At 45.4% G+C, this 21,639-nt stretch carries 18 protein-coding genes; 8 read left to right on the top strand and 10 right to left on the bottom strand.

Going from position 1 to position 21,639, the window contains the following annotated elements; all coding sequences use genetic code 11:
* Nucleotides 1-217: 217 nt before the first annotated feature.
* Nucleotides 218-1,498: a diguanylate cyclase gene (locus IUA53_RS11650; RefSeq protein ID WP_196897149.1), complete on the top strand. Its 1,281-nt coding sequence runs from the start codon at nucleotides 218-220 to the stop codon at nucleotides 1,496-1,498.
* Here the strand turns inward: IUA53_RS11650 and IUA53_RS11645 are convergent.
* Genes IUA53_RS11645 through xdhA form a run of 7 tightly spaced genes read right to left on the bottom strand, consistent with a single transcriptional unit; the run spans nucleotide 1,495 to nucleotide 9,555 of the window.
* On the bottom strand, nucleotides 1,495-2,712 hold the full coding sequence (locus IUA53_RS11645) for a urate hydroxylase PuuD (protein ID WP_044446999.1): 1,218 nt from the start codon (nucleotides 2,710-2,712) through the stop codon (nucleotides 1,495-1,497). The two genes, IUA53_RS11650 and IUA53_RS11645, sit on opposite strands and share 4 nt — an antisense overlap.
* On the bottom strand, nucleotides 2,699-4,006 hold the full coding sequence (gene guaD, locus IUA53_RS11640; RefSeq protein WP_196897148.1) for a guanine deaminase: 1,308 nt from the start codon (nucleotides 4,004-4,006) through the stop codon (nucleotides 2,699-2,701). The genes IUA53_RS11645 and guaD overlap by 14 nt, the downstream gene beginning before the upstream one ends.
* 5 nt (nucleotides 4,007-4,011) lie before the next feature.
* Nucleotides 4,012-4,332 carry a hydroxyisourate hydrolase gene (gene uraH / locus IUA53_RS11635; protein ID WP_196897147.1) on the bottom strand — a complete coding sequence of 107 codons (321 nt, stop codon included), beginning with the start codon at nucleotides 4,330-4,332 and terminating at the stop codon, nucleotides 4,012-4,014.
* Nucleotides 4,329-4,850 (bottom strand): 2-oxo-4-hydroxy-4-carboxy-5-ureidoimidazoline decarboxylase, encoded by a 522-nt coding sequence (gene uraD, locus IUA53_RS11630; RefSeq protein WP_044056783.1) that lies wholly within the window; start codon nucleotides 4,848-4,850, stop codon nucleotides 4,329-4,331. The genes uraH and uraD overlap by 4 nt, the downstream gene beginning before the upstream one ends.
* Before the next feature lie 20 nt (nucleotides 4,851-4,870).
* Complete coding sequence (gene xdhC / locus IUA53_RS11625) at nucleotides 4,871-5,770, bottom strand: xanthine dehydrogenase accessory protein XdhC (RefSeq protein ID WP_196899517.1); 900 nt, start codon at nucleotides 5,768-5,770, stop codon at nucleotides 4,871-4,873.
* Nucleotides 5,771-5,786: 16 nt separating this feature from the next.
* Entirely contained in the window at nucleotides 5,787-8,117 is a 2,331-nt protein-coding gene (gene xdhB, locus IUA53_RS11620; protein ID WP_196897146.1) for a xanthine dehydrogenase molybdopterin binding subunit, read from the bottom strand.
* Entirely contained in the window at nucleotides 8,110-9,555 is a 1,446-nt protein-coding gene (gene xdhA / locus IUA53_RS11615) for a xanthine dehydrogenase small subunit (protein ID WP_196897145.1), read from the bottom strand. The genes xdhB and xdhA overlap by 8 nt, the downstream gene beginning before the upstream one ends.
* A gap of 366 nt (nucleotides 9,556-9,921) precedes the next feature.
* Between xdhA and IUA53_RS11610 the strand changes: the two genes are divergently transcribed.
* Genes IUA53_RS11610 through IUA53_RS11600 form a run of 3 tightly spaced genes read left to right on the top strand, consistent with a single transcriptional unit; the run spans nucleotide 9,922 to nucleotide 11,777 of the window.
* On the top strand, nucleotides 9,922-10,569 hold the full coding sequence (locus IUA53_RS11610; RefSeq protein ID WP_044056786.1) for a TetR family transcriptional regulator C-terminal domain-containing protein: 648 nt from the start codon (nucleotides 9,922-9,924) through the stop codon (nucleotides 10,567-10,569).
* A complete protein-coding gene (gene puuE, locus IUA53_RS11605; protein WP_196897144.1) occupies nucleotides 10,570-11,505 on the top strand; it encodes an allantoinase PuuE in 936 nt (311 codons plus the stop codon).
* A gap of 14 nt (nucleotides 11,506-11,519) precedes the next feature.
* Nucleotides 11,520-11,777, top strand: a complete 258-nt coding sequence (locus tag IUA53_RS11600) for a lipoprotein (RefSeq protein WP_044056788.1) — start codon at nucleotides 11,520-11,522, stop codon at nucleotides 11,775-11,777.
* 128 nt (nucleotides 11,778-11,905) lie between these two features.
* On the opposite strand, the gene IUA53_RS11595 is transcribed toward IUA53_RS11600, so the two are convergent.
* Entirely contained in the window at nucleotides 11,906-13,237 is a 1,332-nt protein-coding gene (locus IUA53_RS11595; RefSeq protein ID WP_044056789.1) for an NCS2 family permease, read from the bottom strand.
* A 378-nt stretch (nucleotides 13,238-13,615) separates the two neighbouring features.
* On the opposite strand from IUA53_RS11595, the gene IUA53_RS11590 reads away from it, so the two are divergent.
* Nucleotides 13,616-14,644, top strand: coding sequence for an adenosine deaminase (locus tag IUA53_RS11590; RefSeq protein ID WP_196897143.1), 1,029 nt, complete (start codon nucleotides 13,616-13,618; stop codon nucleotides 14,642-14,644).
* A 15-nt stretch (nucleotides 14,645-14,659) separates the two neighbouring features.
* On the opposite strand, the gene IUA53_RS11585 is transcribed toward IUA53_RS11590, so the two are convergent.
* A complete protein-coding gene (locus tag IUA53_RS11585) occupies nucleotides 14,660-15,028 on the bottom strand; it encodes an Hpt domain-containing protein (RefSeq protein ID WP_044449416.1) in 369 nt (122 codons plus the stop codon).
* 198 nt (nucleotides 15,029-15,226) lie between these two features.
* Between IUA53_RS11585 and IUA53_RS11580 the strand changes: the two genes are divergently transcribed.
* The 3 genes from IUA53_RS11580 (at nucleotide 15,227) to IUA53_RS11570 (ending at nucleotide 20,502) form a co-directional block, all read left to right on the top strand.
* On the top strand, nucleotides 15,227-17,338 hold the full coding sequence (locus tag IUA53_RS11580) for an EAL domain-containing protein (protein WP_196897142.1): 2,112 nt from the start codon (nucleotides 15,227-15,229) through the stop codon (nucleotides 17,336-17,338).
* A 113-nt stretch (nucleotides 17,339-17,451) separates the two neighbouring features.
* Nucleotides 17,452-18,372: a diguanylate cyclase gene (locus tag IUA53_RS11575; protein WP_196897141.1), complete on the top strand. Its 921-nt coding sequence runs from the start codon at nucleotides 17,452-17,454 to the stop codon at nucleotides 18,370-18,372.
* A 111-nt stretch (nucleotides 18,373-18,483) separates the two neighbouring features.
* Nucleotides 18,484-20,502 (top strand): ATP-binding protein, encoded by a 2,019-nt coding sequence (locus IUA53_RS11570; protein ID WP_196897140.1) that lies wholly within the window; start codon nucleotides 18,484-18,486, stop codon nucleotides 20,500-20,502.
* A gap of 18 nt (nucleotides 20,503-20,520) precedes the next feature.
* On the opposite strand, the gene IUA53_RS11565 is transcribed toward IUA53_RS11570, so the two are convergent.
* Nucleotides 20,521-21,606, bottom strand: a complete 1,086-nt coding sequence (locus tag IUA53_RS11565; RefSeq protein ID WP_196897139.1) for a purine nucleoside permease — start codon at nucleotides 21,604-21,606, stop codon at nucleotides 20,521-20,523.
* Nucleotides 21,607-21,639: the final 33 nt, after the last annotated feature.

Below are 21,639 nucleotides of genomic sequence, written 5' to 3'. Positions count from 1 at the left end.
TTCTGCAGCTCTAGCCATACGGGGGGCCGCTTCAGCCGTTAATTATCTTCTCCTACACGTCTATTTTGTTCTTTAATTTTTATTAGACAAAAGTAGTAAAAAATAAAGGTGTTTTTATTTTTTTAAGCTACACTTCAACGAAGCAGCATAGCAACAATTTAAGTTAAGCAATTGCACACCAGCGTAATGGAATGCCATGGTGACGGAGTATTAGGGAATGTTTGAAACAACTTTTCACCATTGTGCGGTGGGTTTGGCTCATGTAAGTCCTTCTGGGGAATTCATACGGGTAAATAAAACGCTGAGCGATTTTCTCGGCTATGACATTGAGGCTTTTTCAACCCTGTCTATTCAAGAAATCACTGCGCCTTCTCACCTTGCAACAGATTTAAACCTGCTAAACAAAACCCTTTGTGGTGAAATTGATACCTACAGCCTAGAAAAAAAATACCTGCATAAAGAGGGGCACGAGGTGTGGGGGAAGCTCACGGTCTCGTTAGTGAGAGATAAACAGGGCAAGCCAGATTATTTTATTTCCGTTGTTGAAGATATCGACAACATGAAAAAGGTAGAGTCGGAGCTGTTTCAGGCAGAAGCACTGTTCAGTGAAATTGTATCGGCATTTTCTTCACGTACTTATATATGGGTTGCATCGGCAGATTTAGCTAAACTGCACTATGCCAATGAGGGTTTTCAAAATATATTTGGCCGGGATGTATCCGTGGTAGCGAACGACCCCTTAAAGTTCTTAAGCTATGTGCACCCAGAGGATAGAACGCGGGTGGCGCAGGTTTTTGCAAATAAGCCCCTAGCACCTTGGGATGTACAGTACCGTATTTACGATCCTGACGGTAAGGTTAAGTACATTCATGATAGGGGGATCCCGCTTTATGATGAAGAAGATAAGCTTTCTATGATTGCCGGCACAGCTGATGATATAACCCAGCAAAAAGAGCAAGAAGCAGCCTTAGTGGACGCGGTAGCAAAGTTAGAAGCATTATCGAAAACAGATTCACTCACGGGGTTAGCCAATAGGCGTGAGATGTTTCAGCATCTTGATCAATCTATCGTGCAAATGAAGCGCAGTGAGCTTGTGTCTACCTTGGTGTTCATCGACTTAAACAACTTTAAAGTCATAAACGATACCTACGGGCACAAAGCCGGTGACTTAGCATTGACTTCATTCGCGCAATATATGCAGGGGCACTTACGGGAAACCGACAAATTAGCCCGCCTAGGCGGTGATGAGTTTGTTTTGCTTTTGTACGGTACTAATGGGAATGACACGACACAGTTTTTTAACCGCTTATTGGCCGCACCTATCAATGTAGAATGCGAGGTTGGCAATACTATTCCGCTTTCTTTTAGCGTGGGAATAAGTGAGTGGACCCCCGATATTAACGACCCCCAACAATGGATAGATGCGGCAGATGCGTCAATGTACGAACAAAAACGCCAGCATCATTCGAATGCTGGCGTGGATAAAGAGGTAGGCTAATCCTGGGCCGCTTGCCGCTGAGCAAACCAAGTCGCAATCTCTTGTCGTTCTTCTTCGGTCATTTGCGTTTTATTCAAAAACGGCATGTCTCTAGTGACGGTTGTGCGTCGAACAAGTTGGGCTGACTGGCGTTCAATATCTTGCCAGTTGTCGAATACAACCCCCAGTGGCGCCACTTTGAAAATGTCGTCGGTAGGCGTGCTCGCATGGCAGCTAACACAGTGTGTGTTGACTAACTCCTCAATTCGGCTGTCGGTAACCACAGCAAGGGCTTGGTCGCCATGTTCGCTCTTTTCTACTGAGACGCTTTGGCTTGAAGGCCAAGAGACAGCCAGTGCAATAAGCAGCATTCCAATAGCACCTGACACCAAAATGGCAGGTTTAGTTTTACCCACATGACGCAGATTGAAAAAGTGTCTAATCCAAGCCGCATTCGCCATGATTGCAATGAGCACTAACCAGTTATACTCGTGTTGGTAAGTCATCGGATAATGATTTGAAATCATGATGAACAACAAAGGTAAGGTGAAATAGTTGTTGTGTACTGAACGTAACTTAGCGCCTGCTCCCCATTGTGGGTCAATGTCACCTTTTTGTGCCACCGCTGCTACCATCTTGCGTTGGTTGGGCATAATGTTGAAAAAGACATTGCCGGCCATAATGGTCCCGATTAGCGCACCTACGTGAATATAGGCACCTCTGCCGCTAAACCATTGTGTCGACAGAAACGTCACCGCACATATCAGCGCGACTAGGCATAAGCCAAACAGTAATGGGTATTTTGCTAGTGGGCTTCTGCACGCCATTTCATACACAAACAAGCCGCCAAATATTAATCCTAAGCCCAAACTAATCGCTTCAGTGGGGCTAAGGTTGTTTACGCTAGGGTCTATTAGGTAGGCGGATGCACCGAAGTAATACACCAAGACTAAAAGTGCAAAACCCGACAGCCAAGTGGTGTAGGCTTCCCACTTAAACCAGTGAAGTGTTTCTGGCATTTTTTCTGGGCCATAGGCATACTTTGCTACCTCATAGAAACCGCCGCCATGAATGGCCCACAAATCACCTTTTATGCCTTTGTCTTGCTTCCATTTTGGCGGAGTACGTAAATTGTTATCTAGCCAAATGAAATAGAATGACGCGCCAATCCATGCCACGCCCGCAATAACGTGAAACCAGCGAATAAATAAACTAAACCAATCAAACCATGGCATGGGTTAACTCCTTTTTATTATAACGACAACGCCCGTTTACCCATGTTTCACTTAGCGCGCGATCATCACCTAAAATGCTAAGTGCGAAAAACACGTCATCGAAGGGGGCGTCAGGTTTTATTCTTAACGAGGTTAATTCGTCAAAATGGGGGTCTAAAATGACAAAGTCCGCTGCGCTTTGCGGGTTTAAATTTCCAATTTCATTTTCCCACTTATGTGCTACCGCAGCCCCTTGCGTCATTAAATAGAAGCCGTCGTACGGGTTTATAGGGGCATGACGCAACTGACTTACTTTGTATGCATCCCCATAGGTTTTAAGCATACTAAAACTAGTGCCTGCACCCACATCGGTGGCAAGGGCAACATGAACATCCTGTTGCTTAGCCATTTCCCTATCAAACAACCCACTACCCAAAAACAAATTAGACGTAGGGCAAAAAGCAAGGGTTGCGCCAGTGTCGTGCAGACGCTGCCATTCTTCTTCGTGCAAATGGATGCCATGACCAAACACAGCGCGGGGGCGCACCATGTTATAAGTGTCGTACACATCCAAATAGCTCTTTGCATTAGGATACAAACTTTTTACCCATGCGATTTCGTCTAGGTTTTCTGACAAATGGGTTTGAATAAATACATCGGGGTACTGGCAGGCTAACTCACCTAAGCTGGCCATCTGTGCTTCTGTACTGGTGGGCGCAAACCTCGGTGTAATGGCATACCTATTTCGCCCCTTATTGTGCCACTTTTCAATCAGGTCAGCGGAATCTCGTTGCGCCGAGTCAGCACAATCTTGCAAATCTTCAGGGCAGTTACGATCCATGCACACTTTACCCGCCACAATGGCCATGTTGATTTCGTTGGCGGCAGTAAATAAAGCATCACAACAGGTTTTGTGAACCGATGAAAAAACAAACCCAGTGGTGGTGCCGTTTTTCAATAATTGACGTAAAAACACCTGGGCAATATCGCTGGCGTGAGCCGTTTCACTAAATAATCGCTCTGTAGGAAACGTGTAGTTTTCAAGCCAGCTTAGTAATTGTTCGCCATAACTGGCGATGCTTTGTGTTTGTGGGTAGTGCAGGTGGCTATCGATAAAACCGGGCACTAGCCATTTGCCAGAATGATCCACAATGCTTGCTTGTGGAAAGCTAGCGTTAACCTCGTTAAATGGGGCTACGGCAACAATGGTGCCGTTATCAATCACAAGGCCGCCATCCAGAATAATGCTAATATCCTGTTCGGGTTGTTTTGTGGCTGTGGGAAAGTGCGCAATGTTCGCACGAATAAGCTGCATGTTATTTAGCTGCCTCTGTAACTGCTAAAGCCGAAGGGTGAAATAAGTAAAGGCACGTGATAGTGCCCGCCTTCATCGCCTAGTTCGAAACAAATATCAATATGAGGGTAGAAGCTTTTGCCGTGGGTAGAAATAAGGTATTTGTGGCAATGAAAACGCAAGGTGTAAATACCTGCTTCAAATGGGGTGCCCCAATCCTTAAAGCGGCCATCGCTGTCTGTAGTGCCGGTTAGGGTACTGCCGTCTGGACGTGATAGTGTCAGTTTGATCCCCTCAACGGGTTTGCCGCTAGTGGTGTCTAATATGTGGCTAGAGAGTGTGTTCATTCACTTTTTTCCTCTTCTGTTAGTGCTTTATTCAGCCTCAACAAGGTAATTTTTAACTGTTCGCCGGCAGCAATGGTTATTTCTTCATCGGTTGAATTGGGTAAACGTGCTAAAAGCGCGTTTAACATGGTGTCAGCAGACAGGCCCGTGGCACAAATGATAAAAATAAAGCCATGCTTTTTAAGGTAATCTTCATTCGCTTTTTTCAGTGCCAACAGGGTCTCTTCAGACGCTTGCGCGGTGCCTGACTGCTCTCCTGAGGCAATGGCTTTTGTGTTCGCAAACTTCGCACGTAGGGAGTCTACATCGCCAATCATAGGGTGCGCCGTAAAGGCTTCGAGAATATCGTCGTTATTGCAGGCTTTCCAAGCTAGCTTGGCTTGGGTTTCAATACGCGCAAGGCTGTAGTAGGGGCGAGCCTCTACCATCTGAGAAACCCAGTTTTTTGCCGCGCAAGCCTGTTCAAAGTACTGATAGGCCTGGCTGGGCGTCAGCGCATTTAGTTCGTTTAATGTCATGGTGGAGTGTCCTGAATTCGTCATTCTGATGTTATCGAGGTTGAGCATCTCTCATCACGTAGGGTTAGTGCATCAACCTGCTTCTCTACCCCAGGCGCTACAGACGTTGGCGGGCTGTTCAGCATGGTAATGATCTGGGCGGAAATAGATACCGCCACTTCAATTGGCCGTTTTCCTGGAATGGATAAATGACCAATGGGCGTGACTAAACGAGATAACGCCTGCTCATCGAAGCCTCGGTGAGAAAGCTTTGTCGTAAAGCGTTTTGCTTTGGTATCTGAGCCAATTAAGCCCACAAAGGGCAATGCTGGGTACTTAAGCGCACGCTCCACAATACGATAATCTAGTTGATGGTCGTGAGTAAGCACCACAAGCCATGTGTTGTCTTCAAGGCGATTTACCTCGGTTTCGGGCTGCTCCTCAACCACAACCGTCACATTGTCACTCACCTGCTCAGGAAACAACGATGCTCTATTGTCTATCCAGCTAATTCTCACAGGCAGTTGCGCTAAAATGGGCACTAGTGCTTTAGCCACATGTCCAGCCCCGAATATGGCAATATGTTGTGCGTCTAAGTTACACACATCAAATAGCACTTTTACTGCGCCGCCACAGCATTGCCCTAACGCACTGCTTAATGGGTAAGAGTGGGTATAGGTGCGAGACGGTTGATTAGCATCATTGCCCGTGCGTCTGCTTGCACAGTGTTGGTTCGCAAGCATTTCTCTGGCACGTTTAATCGCGTCAAATTCTAGATGGCCACCACCAATGGTATCAATGCTTTCTGTACCGGTTACCACCATTTTACTGCCAGCTTCACGGGGCGTTGAACCTGCCACGCTCACCACGGTAACTAACACATAGCCAATACCGTTTTGCTGACAATGGGCAACGCCCTCGTACCATCTGGATGGTTTCATCATTGGCATGCCTTCCTTATTGCCCTTGCGCTGCAAGCACGGCGTTTAACACGCGCTCTGGCGTCGCAGGTGTATCAAGTTGGGGGGCTAGTTTGTAACCCGACAAACTTGATATGGCATCTTTAAGCGCACACCAAACTGAAATCGCCAGCATAAACGGAGGCTCACCCACCGCCTTTGAGTGATAAATACTGTCTTCGGCGTTTTTACGACCGAACAGCTGCACGTCAAAGTGCTTGGGGGTATCGCCAATTGCAGGAATTTTATACGTGGCCATGTTTTCACTAATAAGTTTACCTGCCTCATTCCAGCGCAAGTCTTCCGTGGTCAACCAACCCATACCCTGAATAAATGCCCCTTCAATCTGCCCTTTATCAATGGCCGGGTTGAGGCTATCACCCACATCATGAAGAATATCAACGCGGTCAACGGTATATTCGCCGGTGAGTGTATCTATTGATACTTCTGACAACGATGCACCGTAGGCAAAGTAAAAGAACGGACGGCCTTCACCGGTATCGCGGTTATAGTGCAGTTTTGGGGTTTTATAAAAGCCGCTGGCTGAAAGCGATACACGCTCAAAGTAGGCGGCTTGAACTAATTCGGCGAACGGTGTGCTGTGCTCGCCCAGAATGACATTGCCATGTTCAAAACGAACCATATTCGCTTGGTCGGCCATGCCGAGAGACGCAGCAAAGCATTCTGCCAAACGGGTGGTTAGCGTGACACAGGCATTTTGAACCGCTTTACCGTTTAAATCGGTCCCACTTGATGCCGCCGTTGGCGAGGTATTTGGCACCTTATCGGTCCGTGTGGCGGTAACTTCAATCATATCTATAGATAAACCAAACTCGTTAGCCGCAATTTGACCAATTTTGGTGTGTAAGCCTTGTCCCATTTCCGTACCACCGTGATTCACTTGAATGCTACCGTCGGTGTAAATGTGAACAAGAGCGCCGGCTTGGTTAAGGTGCTTGGCAGTAAACGAAATACCAAATTTAACGGGGGTTAGCGCTAAGCCTTTTTTAATCACCGGGCTATTACGGTTAAACGCCGTTATCGCTTTTCTGCGCGCCCAATAGTGCCCATCAGTTTCTAGCTTGGTCATTATCTCAGGCAGCAGGTTATGCTCTACTTCCATGCCGTATGGCGTGACTGTGCCAGTGCTTTCTCCGTAAAGATTGCGCTTGCGAATGGTGAGCGGGTCTACTTCTAGGTGGCGGGCGACTTTATCAATTAGCGCTTCGGCCATGATCATGCCCTGTGGGCCACCAAAGCCTCGATAGGCGGTATGAGACACCATATTGGTTTTCAAACGGTGACCTACAATGTGGCTGGCCCCTAAATAGTAGCCGTTGTCCGCATGGAACATAGCGCGGTCAACAATGGCGTCGGATAGGTCAGGCGAATGACCACAGTTACCGTTAATATCCATGTGGGTGGCCAGAATACGGCCGGTGTCGTCAAACCCTACCTCAAAACGGTTTTCAAAGGGATGGCGTTTCCCCGTGACATGCATATCCACTTGGCGAGGAAGTCGACATTTCACCGCGCAGTGATTACGCGAGGCAAGTAAGGCCGCAATACATGCCCACTGGGCTGCCTGCGTTTCCTTACCACCAAAACCACCGCCCATACGACGCATGTCAACCATCACCCGGTGCAGCTTTACATCTAATACTTCAGCCACGAGTTTTTGAACTTCACTGGGGTGCTGGCTTGACGTGTAAATCTTCATGCGGTCGTCTTCATCAGGAATGGCAAGCGAAACTTGCCCTTCCAAATACATATGCTCTTGACCACCGATAGATAAAGTTCCAGACGCTTTATGCGTAGCGTCAGCCATTTGCTGTTCAACATTGCCTTGGCCAAATTCATGGGTGGGGCGAACAAAAGACTGTTTCGCTAATGCGCTATCTACGGTAAGGGTTGGAGAGGTCTCTTCTACGGTGATTTTACCTTTTAATGCGGCTTGTCTAGCGAGATTTACCGATGTGGCAAGTACAGCGAAATAGGGCTGGCCATAAAACTTAATTTCATGATGAGCCAGTAGCGGATCACCCGCAAACACAGGGCCTATGTCTTTGTGGCCTGGTACGTCGTCTATGGTGATGACGTCAACCACACCTTCACTGGCTCGAACGTCACTTAAGTCGATGTCTTTGATATTGCCAGCGGCTTGTTGGCTCAAACCTACCGCGGCATAAAGCGTACCCTGAGGTTCAACGATGTCATCAATGTAGTTGGCACCGCCTTGCACTTGTCGCGCCGCGCTTTCATGCTTAACCGAGGTATGTACTGCCGATTGGCGGTGCTGTCTATTGCCTGCTTCAATGAGTTTACGCATGTTGAACCACCCGAGTTTCAATGGTGTTTTGGGCTTGGTTTTCAAGCCAGAATCGATGCCACAAATTACTTAACACTTGATTACGATAGGCTGCACTGGCACGTACATCATCAATAGGGTTAAACGCGTCTTTCAGCATTTGCTTACCTAGGTGCAAGCAGTCGGCACTTTGCCATTGCTTTCCTATTAGCGCCCGCTCAAGTGTCGGACACGTTTCAGGTGTGGCTGCCACGCCACCAAACCCCGTTTGAAGAGACGTCACCACGCCATCTACCAATGTCAGGTTGAACACGGCGCATACGGCAGAAATGTCATCTTCCATGCGCTTAGATATTTTGTACGCAGCAACGTTATTGTCCTTGGACAATAGCGGGATTTCAATGGCGCTTATCCATTCCCCTTTTTCCAACTGAGTTTGGCGGTAGCCGATGAAAAAGCCTTTCAAAGGAATTACGCGAACCTGTTGTCCGTTGTCGAGATGCAATGAGGCTCCTAAAGCGAGTAACGCGGGTGGCATATCGCCAATAGGGGAGGCATTGGCAATATTTCCCCCTAGGGTTGCTTGGTTTCTAATGGGCAGCGAAGCAAAGCGCGTGATTAATTCTGCCAATTGCGGGAAAGCGGAAAGTAGCGGTGACGCAATATCATTAAGGGGAGCACCTGCACCAATAATAAGTGATTGCTCTGTTTTGGTGCATTTTTTCAAGTTATCCATGGCTGAAAGGCTGATTACCTTCTCAACATTTTTTAGCTGCTGAGTGATGCTCAAACCAAAATCTGTACTACCGGCCACTAATGGGGCGGCGGGGTAACCTTGTATCGCGTTAGCCAGCTCTTCTCTGCTGGTTGGCATAATAACGCCAGATGAGCCTATAGCCGTCCCTGCATTGTCTTGAATGTCTTTCAGTTTAGCGAGTGTGTTTGATGCCGTCTTTGCAAAGTGGTCGGCGGCTTCACCCTGACATGAAGCTAGCGCCGCTTCAATAATGGGGCGGTAGCCAGTACATCGACATAAGTTACCTGACAAGGCGTGTAAAACATCGTCGCGGGTGGGGGCCGTTGCGTTATGATAAAGGGCAAACATGGACATAACAAAGCCAGGTGTACAGAAGCCGCACTGCGACCCATGGTAATCTAGCAGTGCTTGTTGAACGGGGTGCAGCGTGCCTTCATCAGCTAAATGTTCAACAGTAATCAACTGTTTACCATGCACCGCTGACATTAAAGTAATACAGCTATTTACCGTTCTATAGTGTAAAGCAGAACCGTCGTTATTAACTTCGCCAAGCACAATGGTACATGCGCCGCAGTCTCCGGCCGCACAACCTTCCTTTGTGCCCGTTAGCTTACGATGTTCTCGTAAAAATTGAAGTAAGGTTAAATCGGCTCGGGCATCGTCAAGCTCAATTAAGTCCTTATTAATAAGAAAGCGAATCATACCCGCACCTTAAAACTAGAGTTCATTGTTGTACCTACTAATATAGCTGGATTTTTAAAATAAAAGTAGACCATATGGTCAAATAATTGCTTATAAAAAAAGGCTCACTTGACGTAGCCCATAAATGAGGCTGCAAATCGTGCAGTGTTTTAGCCTGGTATGTTTTAAATTAGGCAAGAATCGTGCAAGGATTAACGTATCTAATTCGGTAATAGAAAAGTAAGTAAAATCAATTTTTTACTATTAAGATGTTAAAACGTTAAAAAGAGATTGCATAATTAGTCTTTTAAGCTTGCACCAAAAGCATGCTAACGTGTTGACGTTAAGTACAAACCACTTATGGTTTTGGAAGGAAAGTAGATAGGAATGACAAGAACAAACGGAGCCGACGGTGGCGTTGGCGCAATGAATCGACGAAAAATTCTACAAGCCGCTGAGAAATGCTTTGCTCAGTTTGGTTTCAAAGGCACAGCAGTACAGAAAATTGCAGATGAAGCCGGTTTACCTAAAACCAATGTGCTTTATTACTTTAAATCTAAGCAAGAGCTGTATGTTGCGGTTTTAGAAGAAACCTTATTACTATGGAACTCTCGTTTTGATAGGGCAACGGTAGAAGACGACCCTGCAGACGTACTCGCTGACTACATCGCAGAGAAAATTGAAGTCTCTCGCACTCACCCGCTATCCTCCAAAATCTTCGCCATGGAAATTATAAACGGTGCACCGAATTTAACGGGCTACTTCGATGAAGAGCATGCCAAATGGATGAAAGGCAGGCTTAAGCTTATTAATAATTGGATTGCAGCAGGTAAACTCGCGCCAGTAGACGGCGAATATTTGTTATACACCATTTGGGCGAGCACACAGCACTATGCCGATTTTGCCGCTCAGATAACTCGCCTTAGAGGCAAAAAAATGGTGAAAAAAGACTTTGAAGACGCCAAAGCACAACTTGTGAAACTGATTTTAGGCGGCTGTAAATTGCCAATTCCAGAGAAGTATAGAGGGGAATAAATGACGGCACATTCATCACACTATCCAAGAGATCTTGTCGGGTACGGGCAAAACGTACCGCAAGCTCAATGGCCTAACAAAGCAAAAGTCGCGATTAACTTTGTTTTGAATTATGAAGAAGGCGGCGAAAACTGTGTATTGCACGGCGACGACACCTCTGAAATCTTTTTGTCTGAAATCATAGGTGCGCAAGCCTATAAAGATCGCCATCTTAGTATGGAGTCAATCTACGAATATGGTAGCCGCGCTGGATTTTGGCGCTTGCACCGATTACTCACCAATTATGATATTCCTGTTACTGTGTTTGGCGTCACCATGGCAATGCAGCGCCACCCTGAAGCGGTGCAAGCCATGCTTGATGCTGGGTGGGAAATTGCTAGCCATGCCATGCGTTGGGTACATTACCAAGATATGGATGAAGCCGAAGAGCGAAAGCAAATTGACGACGCTATTTTACTTCACGAGCAACTGACCGGTAGCAAGCCCGCAGGGTGGTATACCGGGCGTACCAGCCCTAATACGCTTAAGTTAATCGCTGAGCGTGACGACATTATGTACTGCGCCGACTCATACGCTGACGATTTACCGTATTACGATTGTCACTACAGCAAGCCCTTGCTTATGGTGCCTTATACCCTAGATACCAATGATATGCGATTTGCAACACCGCAAGGGTTTAACAGCGCAGAGCAGTTTTTTCAGTATCTCAAAGACGCTTTCGATGTTCTTTATGAAGAGGGGAATGAAGCCCCCAAAATGTTGTCCATTGGTCTACACTGTAGAATTATAGGCCGCCCAGCACGCATGGCGGCGTTGAAACGGTTTATTGAGTACGTAAAGTCTCATGACAAAGTGTGGTTAGCAACCCGCGAACAAATTGCCCAACACTGGTTAGCGACTCATCCGTTTGAAGCAAGCGAAAGGTTAGAAGAATAACTAGGAGAATAACAATGAAAGTAAAACTGTTAATTGCCTTATGTGGCGCACTCGCGTTAAGCGGATGCTCTAAGTTAAACAAAGAAAATTACGACAAGCTTGAAATGGGCATGTCTCAAAAAGAAGTAGAAGCGATTTTAGGCAGTGCTGATAACTGCGGCAAAACACTGGGTACAGTGGCTTGCACATGGGGCAATGAAGAAGCCAAACATGTGAAAATTGTGTTTATGGGAAATAAGGCCGTTACCTTTAATTACGAAGGGCTGGAATAGGCTGCTTAGCGCCGCCCATTTTAGCAAATCAGCGTATTGACAAAAAAGCCGAAGCCGTGTCTTGAAGCGCACGTATAAACAGTGCACTTCAAACCGCTTCGGTTTTTTTTAATTAGTTTCATTCAACCCTATTTTAGGTCGAACAGGTAACGCAATATAAAGATGATCGCGAGCGCATAGGTAAGGGGCGTGACCTCTTTAAATTTACCGGTACCGACTTTCACACCCACATAAGTAATAAAGCCCAACGCAATCCCTTCACTGATGCTGAACGTTAGTGGCATCGCTAACAAGGCCACCGTTGCCGTTGCCAGAGCACCCAAATCTTCAAAGTCTAATTGGCGAATAGATTCCATCATTAATATGCCTACCATAAGCAGGGCAGGCGTAGTGGCCATTAAAGGAATCACTTTCATCAATGGTGTTAAAAAGAGCGCCAATAAGAAACAGATGGCAACAACCACAGCGGTAAGCCCAGTTCGACCGCCCGCTGACACCCCAGTGGCAGATTCTACATAACTGGTGACCGGCGATGTGCCCACCATGGCACCTAACACACTGGCGGATGCATCTGCGGTCATGGCAGGGCCAATTTTTGGTAGCTTACCCGATTTAGTCAGCAAATTTGCGCGACGGGAAACGCCTATTAAGGTGCCAATAGTGTCGAACATATTAACGAACATTAGCGCAAAGATAAGATCCCAAGTTTCACCGATATGGTCAATGGGGTACCAAAAGTCCATCGCAAAAAAGGTATCAGAGATTGGCTCAGGCCACCCAATAATCGCTTCGGGTGTGGCGGTTAAGGTTCCATTCTCGGTGGGGATGAAAGCACCAATAACGGTAAGTAGAATAATGGAAAGTAAAATGCCTCCGGTGACCTTTTTAACCATCATCACCACCGTAAAGATAATACCTACCAAGGCTAACATAACCGCAGGGTCAGAAAGGTCACCTAACTGCACGAAGGTGGCAGGGTTATCCACGATTAGCCCCGCATTTTTCAACCCAATAAACGCAATGAACAAGCCTATACCGCATTGCACCCCAATTTTAAGGGTGGGAGGAATCGCTTCGGCCACTTTCGTTCTCACCCCTGTAAGTGATAGCAGAAGAAAAAGTATCCCATTCCAGAATACTATGCCTAATGCCGCTTCCCAGGGGATTTCTCTCGACATACAAATCGTGAACGCGAAGAATGCGTTTAAACCCATGCCGGGCGCCAACGCGATGGGGTAGTTTGTCATAGCGGCCATCAGTAATGTACCTATACAGGCAGCCAAAGCTGTGACGGTAATTAAACCTTCTACGGGCATGCCACTTAACCCCAAAATCCCTGGGTTCACCACCAATATGTATGACATGGCAGCAAAGGTTGTTAAGCCGCCAATAATTTCTGTTTTAATGGTTGTGCCATGTTCCTGAAGCTTAAAAAGGCGTTCAAATACGTTGTTGGACATGCAGTTTTCTCTATACGTTGAATCGATTTTTATTATAGCGACACTAAAAATAGTACAAAGCGTCTATTTTACCGTGCCATTTTGAGCGTATTTGCTGCAAATGTTAACAGCAGCGCTTGTTGATATTGTTTGCGTTGCAATAATTTGACCAATTAGTCAGTTTATTGGTGCGATTTGTGCTACGGTAATCATAGCCAGATGACGCTTCGTTAGCAGGACGCCAGCGAAAGAGTGCATAAGCCTTGCAAGTACTTTTACAAGCTTTATGTATAGAGCGTGATATTGCGCTAAAATCCACAATAACAATCAAGAGATTGCACGATTTTGAGCTTTGCATGCTCTTTTATGGTGCAATGTATTCTCGGTACGGAGAGGGCCATGTCGTTTTCATCATTAATACAAAAACTCCCAAAAGCTGAACTGCATCTTCATATAGAAGGCAGTTTAACGCCTGAGCTAATGTGGCACCTGGCAAAAAAGCATAATATCACACTGCCTTATAAAAGCGTGGAGGAAATTGCTGCGGCTTATCAGTTTTCAGACCTGCAAAGCTTTTTAGATATTTATTATGCAGGCGCCGGTGTTCTCATTGATGAAGATGATTTTTTTGCGCTTATGTGGGCGTACCTTTCTCGTTGCGCAGAAGAGCATATTACCCATACCGAAGTTATGTTCGACCCGCAAACACACACGCAAAGAGGCATAGGCTTCGACGTTTTTATGCCTGGCTTTTTACGTGCAATGAGAAAGGCGAAAAGCGAATTGGGTATTAGTTGCTATCTCATCATGTCGTTCTTACGGCATTTGCCGGAAGAAGAGGCGTTTGACACCCTCGAGCAAGCTGAGCCGTATTATAGTGAGATTACTGCAGTAGGGTTAGACAGCTCTGAACTGGGCCATCCGCCGTCTAAGTTTCAGCGGGTGTTTGAGCGGGCGCGAGCATTAGGTTTTAAAATTGTTGCTCACGCAGGTGAAGAAGGGCCCGCATCCTATATTTGGGAAGCCATTAACTTACTTCAAGTAGACAGAATTGATCATGGGGTGCGCTGCCAAGAAGATGATGCCTTAATGCGTTATCTTAATGAGAAACAAATTCCACTGACGGTATGCCCGCTAAGCAATTTAAAGCTTTGTGTCATTGACGATATGGAAGGCCATAATATTCTGGAATTGCTAGAGCAAGGGTTGTTGGTTACCGTCAATTCAGACGACCCCACGTATTTTGGTGGCTTTATGAATGAAAATTTTGAAGCGTTGGCCCGTGCGTTACCCATTACTCAACATCAAATTAAAGCATTGGCTGAAAACAGCTTCAAAGCCAGCTTCTTATCGAAGGAAGAAAAACAGCTGCATTTGAATGCAATAAATCAGGCTTTTGAAGCCTATATCCACGCCGCCGCTGAGTAGCGGCTTAGTCTATTCTTACTCTTCACCCATGGCGGCCAGGGTAGCGGATACGGTAGCAGTAAAAAGGGGCATAACCGCGTTTATATCATCAAGGTTTTGTGCTTTTGCCAGTTTCTCTAGTTCAGCTGCCATTTTATGTACTGCTACTGCGCCAACATCACCGGCATTTCCCTTTATAGAGTGGCTCACAAAACGCGTAGCCTCATGATCTCCTTTTTCTAGCGCTGAGTTTAATTCGGCTAATTTGTCTTCCATTTGTGCAATAAACATCCCAGCGATGGTGTGTAACAACGACGCGTTATTACCCAGTCGTCTCAATGCTTCTTGCTTGTCCCAAATCGGCTGGTGATTACTCAGGTTTCGAAATTCATTTTCTGTACGCATGGCTCTTTCCATTTTTTGTTCTATCCCGTATTCAAAACGTTAAATAGCATAAGGTCAATAAAAGTTTATGATGTTAGTCGTTAGGTTAGGTGTTAGTTGTTGTTTACTAAAAGCTTTGTTAACTTATACTAAAGTACAATAGATGATCTGATTCATTAGCCGATACTTAATGCGTCAAAAAAGGAAATGAGAAGTATTATGGACGACGTTAAGCAAAAGGTTTTTATTGTAGACGATGAACCGGCGAACGTTTTAATCATTGAAACCGCTGTAGAAACACTGGGTACTGTTATCAGTACATCAGAGAGTCATCGTGCAATAAAGCTTATAGAACAACATCGACCCGATGTGATTCTTCTCGATATCAACATGCCTCAACTGACCGGGTTTGATATTTGTACTATTTTAAAGTCCGATCCTTCCCTAAAAGATACTCCAGTTATATTTATCACCTCTTTCAACGACACGGAAAATGAACGAAAAGCGCTACAGTTAGGTGCCATCGACTTTATCAGCAAGCCCGTTGATGTAGAGCTATGTAGAACGCGGGTTAAAAACCAGTTGCTTATTCAAAAACAAAAGCGTGAAGTTGCCCGGGTAAATAAAAAGGTTTCAGAAGAAAAAGAGCGCCTAGACATTACCTTAAAATCTATTGCAGATGGGGTAGTGGCGATAGATGTAAAAGGTAAGGTGAACTATATTAACCCGGTAGCCCAGCGCTTAACCGGTTTCTCGGAGGCTGAAGCCACTGGTGTTCATATTGATAAAGTCATGCAATTAGCCGATGCCACCACCAGCGAGCCTCTCGCTAATCCCGCTTTGTTCGCATTAAAGTTAAAGCACCCCGTGGGCATGGCCTATAACGCTAAATTAATAAGCCAACATGGCAAAGAGTTTCGGGTAGAAGATACCGCATCGCCTATTTATGACGATGGCGGTGAGCTGAAAGGGGCGGTTATCGTCTTTCAGGATGTATCGGAAGCGGTAGCAATGGCCGTGCAAATGACTCACCTTACCAATCATGACCAACTCACCGGCCTGCCAAATCGGTTGCTCCTGCACGACCGTCTCGTGCAATCGATTAACCGAAGTCGTGTGGTAAACAAGAGCGTCGCTTTACTGCTTATCGATATCGATAATTTTAAGTACCTGAATGACGGGCTAGGTCATGAAATTGGAGATGCTATTATTACGTCGGTGGCAAGCAGACTTCAGCAGGCTTGTGGCACCTCAATCACACTAGCGCGGGTTGGCGGGGATGAATTTGCCTGTTTGCTTGTTGATATTGACAGCAGTTTTTCAGCTGAAAGCACTGCGATGGCCTGCCTACAACACGTCAGGGAGCCTATTCACGTTGCAGGGCATCAACACCAGGTTACCCTGAGTATCGGTATCAGCTTGTATCCTCAAGATGCAAGTAGCGCAGAAGAAATGATGCGTCATGCAGATTCGGCCATGTACAGTTCAAAATCTACGGGGAAAGACAAATTCAGTTTCTTTTCTAAAGATTTGCACTTTGCCATGCAGTCACGAATAAAAACGGAAGCCAAGCTACGCAAGGCAATTAAGGAAAACGCACTCACCTTGTTTTATCAGCCTAAATACGATTTAAATACAATGCAGATTATTGGCGCTGAGTGTCTTGTGCGTCTAATAGACGCTGATGGCAGTGTTATTCCCCCTGACGAATTTATTCCCTTAGCCGAAGAAACGGGCCTTATACATGAATTAGGGGCGCAAGTGATGCGAAAAGCGTGCGACTTTATTCGCTCGAGCGAACGAGAAGGTAGGCCGATAAAGCTCGCTGTGAATGTTTCCGCTCAACAAATTGCCAACCAAGCTTTCGCTGACGAAGTGGAAGACATTATTCGCGCGTCTGAAATAGACCCGTCGCTATTAGAATTAGAAGTGACAGAGTCAGCGTTAATGGCTGATTTTGAAGAAATTAAAGACATGCTTACCGCCCTAAAGCGTTTGGGGCTATCGTTAGCGCTAGATGACTTTGGTACAGGTTACTCCAGCCTATCGTATTTACGCCGGTTTCCGTTGCAAGTGCTTAAAATAGACAAATCTTTTGTACAAGACATGGATACTGATAGCCAAGCATTTGATATTGTTAATGCGATAGTACGCCTAGCATTAAGTTTAAATTTAGCGTTAGTCGCAGAGGGTATAGAAACTGAGCAGCACCTTACTGCCTTAAAAGAATTAGGGTGCTTTACCGGGCAGGGTTATTTAATGTGTAGGCCACTGGCTGAAAACGCTTTCTTGCGAAAATACCTATCAGAACAATCTTCCATAATCGTATAGGTAAAGTGTCTTTACGGTTTTTAAAAGTCTTAATGCATGCTAATGCTTGTAAATCCCTAATTTATTGGTACTTTAGACATTATTAATGAAATAGCTAGACTTAAATAAATAAAATGCAGTTAGAATTGAAGCCTTATACACAATGTCGTGTGCTTATTGTTGATGATGAAGCAATGAGCAGAACAATATTGTCTAGCATTCTTACGCCTTTTTTTACGTGTGACTCTGCAGAAAGTGGTAAAGAAGCCATTGAATCCTGCAAGCAAATACAGCCCGATTTGGTGTTGCTCGATATGAACATGCCAGACATGAATGGCCTAGAAGTTTGTGAGCATATTAAAAGTATGCCGGGTGGGCAGCATATTCCAATCATATTTGTGACGTCTACCAATGACGTTGAAACTCAAAATGCGTGCTGGGAAGTAGGGGCGTCAGATTTTATTGTAAAGCCCGTTACCTCCTCCACCTTAGTGCACCGAATTAAGAATCACCTGCAAAACAAACTCCGTATGGAGTTACTGGCGAAAATGACGTTTCATGATCAGCTTACAGGGTTATACAACCGATTGTATTTGACCAATGAAGTGCCACTCATGATTAAGCAGGTAGCAAGAGATCAGCAAAAAGTCGGCTTGATCATGATGGATATTGATTACTTTAAAATGTTCAACGACAGATATGGGCACCTTGAAGGTGATATTTGTTTGCAAAAAGTTGCCAGCGCAATTGATAGTCATGTGAAAAGACCAAAGGATGCGGCCATTCGTTTTGGCGGCGAAGAGTTCATTTTACTGTTGCCTTATACCGATCTGGCGGGTACAAAAACAGTGGCCGACAACCTTATTAAAGCTGTGTATGATTTGAACCTAGCTCATGACTCAAGTAGTAAAGGAAGAGTGACGTTAAGTGCAGGCTATTGTAGTCAATCGGCTTCGCACGTGCTTGAAGAAGGCATCTCTGATTTAATCGAAAAGGCGGATATCGCCTTGTTCGAAGCAAAAGAATTTGGAAGAAATAGAGCCGTAGGCCGATAAACTCTAGCCTATTGTTTAATTTTCATTAACGCTATTCTCGCTACACTTAACAAGCATTCAGGTTTTTGAATAAAACCACTTACTTGTAGAGCAAGCAATAGGTAGCAGTTAATGGTAAACGGTACAGGCCTTCAGCAAGCCATGGCAAGTGAAGATACTACAAAAGTAGCCCGCATCGAACAGTTGTTACGATGTGGGTGTGAGTCGCTTAATGCCTCGCAAGGCGTCGCCTTGTGTCTTGCAGACGACTACACCGATGTGATTGCACGCGCCACACTGCAAAAGCCGCCTTCGTTACCGTTAATGCCTCCCTTGCCATTTGCAAAATCCTCTCCCTTGCCTACGTCTCATGAGCAAGCAGAACCGAGATTTCTGCATTGGGCGAATCTTTACCTTGGGGCTTCGTCCTTTGTTTGTGGAGACATTTATGCTTATGGTTCTTACCAAGTTGTATTTATATTTATTTTTGATACCCCTATCACCTATAGCCGTGAGCTTAAAGATAAGCTCACGCTGTTAAATGGCTGGCTTAAATCCCTCTTAATCGAAGTAGAATACAAAGACTCATTTAAAAATAACCTCCTGTTTGAAAAACTGCAAAGCGTAGCGAATATAGGTACGTGGGAAGTCGATTTACTCAATAATTCATTGACTTGGTCTAGTCAAACACGGGTTATCCATGAAGTTGATGAGTACTTTATTCCACAACTCGACACGGCAATCTATTTTTATAAAGAAGGGTACGATAGAGACGAGATTTCTAGAATTGTCAGTACTGCAATAAAAACCGGTGAGTCATGGAATGCCACCTTGCAATTGATTTCTGCAAAGGGGAATCCTGTGTGGATTGAAACCCACGGTATGGCAGAAATGGTAGATGGTGTGTGTGTACGTTTGTTTGGCACTTGCCAGAATGTGAATAAGGCCATGGCGCTGCGGTTAGAGTTGGACGAACAGCGTGAAGCCGCAGTGAAAGCCTACAATGCTCGAGGTGAATTGCTTTCAAGGATTAGCCATGAATTGCGCACACCATTAAATGGTATTACTGGCATGCTGCAAGCTATTCGCTTTGAAGACAGAGAGCATATTCGCGCAAGAAAAACAGAACTGGCGTTAAAAAGTTCAGACAAACTTCTTAGCTTGATTAACGATGTGCTTGACTACACAGATATGTCTAGCGGAAATTTTGAACTTGTCACGTCCGATTTTTGTGTGCGTGCACTGGTGGAAGATTTGCTTGATGTGTTCAAGCCGCAATGCCAAGAAAAAGGCTTACGGCTCTATTCGGGAGTGACCTTTCCTCCCAACACTTATATACACAGTGACGCAGCAAGAATAAGCCAAGTTTTGAATAATCTTTTGAGTAACGCTGTGAAATACACCGCGCAAGGCCATATTTCCGTGCATGTGACACTCAAAGATGTCGCGGACGTGCAGCACTTACTCATCTCCGTTGAAGACTCCGGTAAAGGAATGTCTGAGGCCACGGTTAAAAGCTTGTTTGTTCCTTTAATTCATGGCGATAAGTTTTCGTCTGTTGAGGGCAGTGGCAGTGGCTTGGGCTTATCTATTGCAAAACAGATCATTGATAAGATGGAAGGGGAGTTAGACATTACCACTGAGGAAGGAAAGGGCAGTTGTTTTGACATTGTTATTCCTATTCCTATTGAAAAGCCGTCTGCAAAAAAACAAGAAATGTCTGATACAGACAGTTTACCTTCCACGTTACTTGCGTTGCCATTATCTATTTTAGTGGTGGATGATAACGATATTAACCGAATCGTTCTTAGCTCTATGCTCGAGAAGTTTAACTTTAAGGCAGACGAGGCACAGAATGGGCGAATAGCGGTAGAAAAGGCCAAGGCCAAACCTTACGATATTATTTTTATGGATTGTTCTATGCCCGTGCTGGATGGGTTGAGTGCCACGAAAATCATCGTGGAGGAGGGCTATCTTCCTGTGAATGGCCGTGTTATTGCGGTAACGGCAAACACCACAGATGACGATCGCCAAGCATGCCACAAGGCAGGCATGGCAGAGTTTCTTGCCAAGCCAGTTGAACAAACGTCGGTGACCAACATATTAAGGCAAGTGCTGAACAATAAAGCCTCAGCCATTCGACAGCACTAGCCAACGGGGGTTAACGCATTATTGTGAGGGTGTAGGTAACTGTGTTTTTCGTTTATCCCAATGTTTCACTACATCGTCAATGACAACCGAACCCACAAGGTAAGCCGACTCAATCGCTGATAACATGGCAGCATAGCCTTCACCAGAGCTTTCTAATTTTAGGTTTTCTGCCGCCGTTAAATCCCCTGGTTGCATGGTAAAGTTACTTGCTGTTCGTAAAATTAAAAGGCGGTTTTTATCGACTTTTCCTGCATTATCAAGGTATGTTAGCGCTTGTAATGTTGCGGAGTCTTCCATTCCTGACGTCACGAAATTTCCATTGTCTTTTGTCCAGTAAGAGACCCATTCATTGGCCCAATCGTTCAGTAACTTACCGTGCCAAAATGTTGAAGCTGACAGATGCGACCCCTTCATTACCGAAGGTGTTTTCTGTGCATTGGCGAATTTTACATATTTGGCGCGCAGGGCGTCCATTGCTGATGTATTAGGTAATTGAATATTAGCTGTTTTTTCAAATGCCCATTGCATGAGATCATGGTTAAGCACATACACTTCGCCGTTTGGCGCATTGAGCGGGTTAACGTCCTCTGCATTGGCATACGGAGAATGCGCGAATAAAGGGAAGTAGCCTGTGGACCAGTCTGCGGGTATTTCTCTGGCATCTATTTGGTGTGCTAAATCGCCGTCTACCACATAATCTGTCCATATAGCCGAACCAATGGTGCCATCTTGAGGATCAATCCCTGCAATGCCGGCCACCAACCAATACGCGTGAGTTAAGTCAAAGCGAGGGTCTAACCCAAGTGACATTATAGCTGCCGAAGCGCGGGCGATACCCATTCCCGTCACTATGCCTAAAACACCGGTTTCTTCGTTTACGAAGATATCATGATGAGCATGAGGAAGCGGATAATGGCTGGTTAGCTTTTGTTTCTCTTTCCATAACTGGAATTCACCAGGTCGGTCGCCTTCGTCTTCGCCAATTTCAAACATGGCAACAACAACTGCTTTTATTTCTATTGGTGAAGAGGATTCGGCCAATGCCGTATTAAAAGAAAAAAGTGAAAATAATAGAAGGGCGGATAAGCGAGTGACTAAGCGCATAGTGGTCCTTTTTCGAGATTAAAAAAAAGGTAA

This window comes from Alteromonas sp. B31-7, assembly GCF_015767655.1.
In the GTDB taxonomy this organism is placed as follows: Bacteria; Pseudomonadota; Gammaproteobacteria; order Enterobacterales; family Alteromonadaceae; genus Alteromonas; species Alteromonas australica.
Note: the sequence above shows the minus strand (reverse complement) of the source record. Positions and strands in the feature narration are given on the sequence as shown.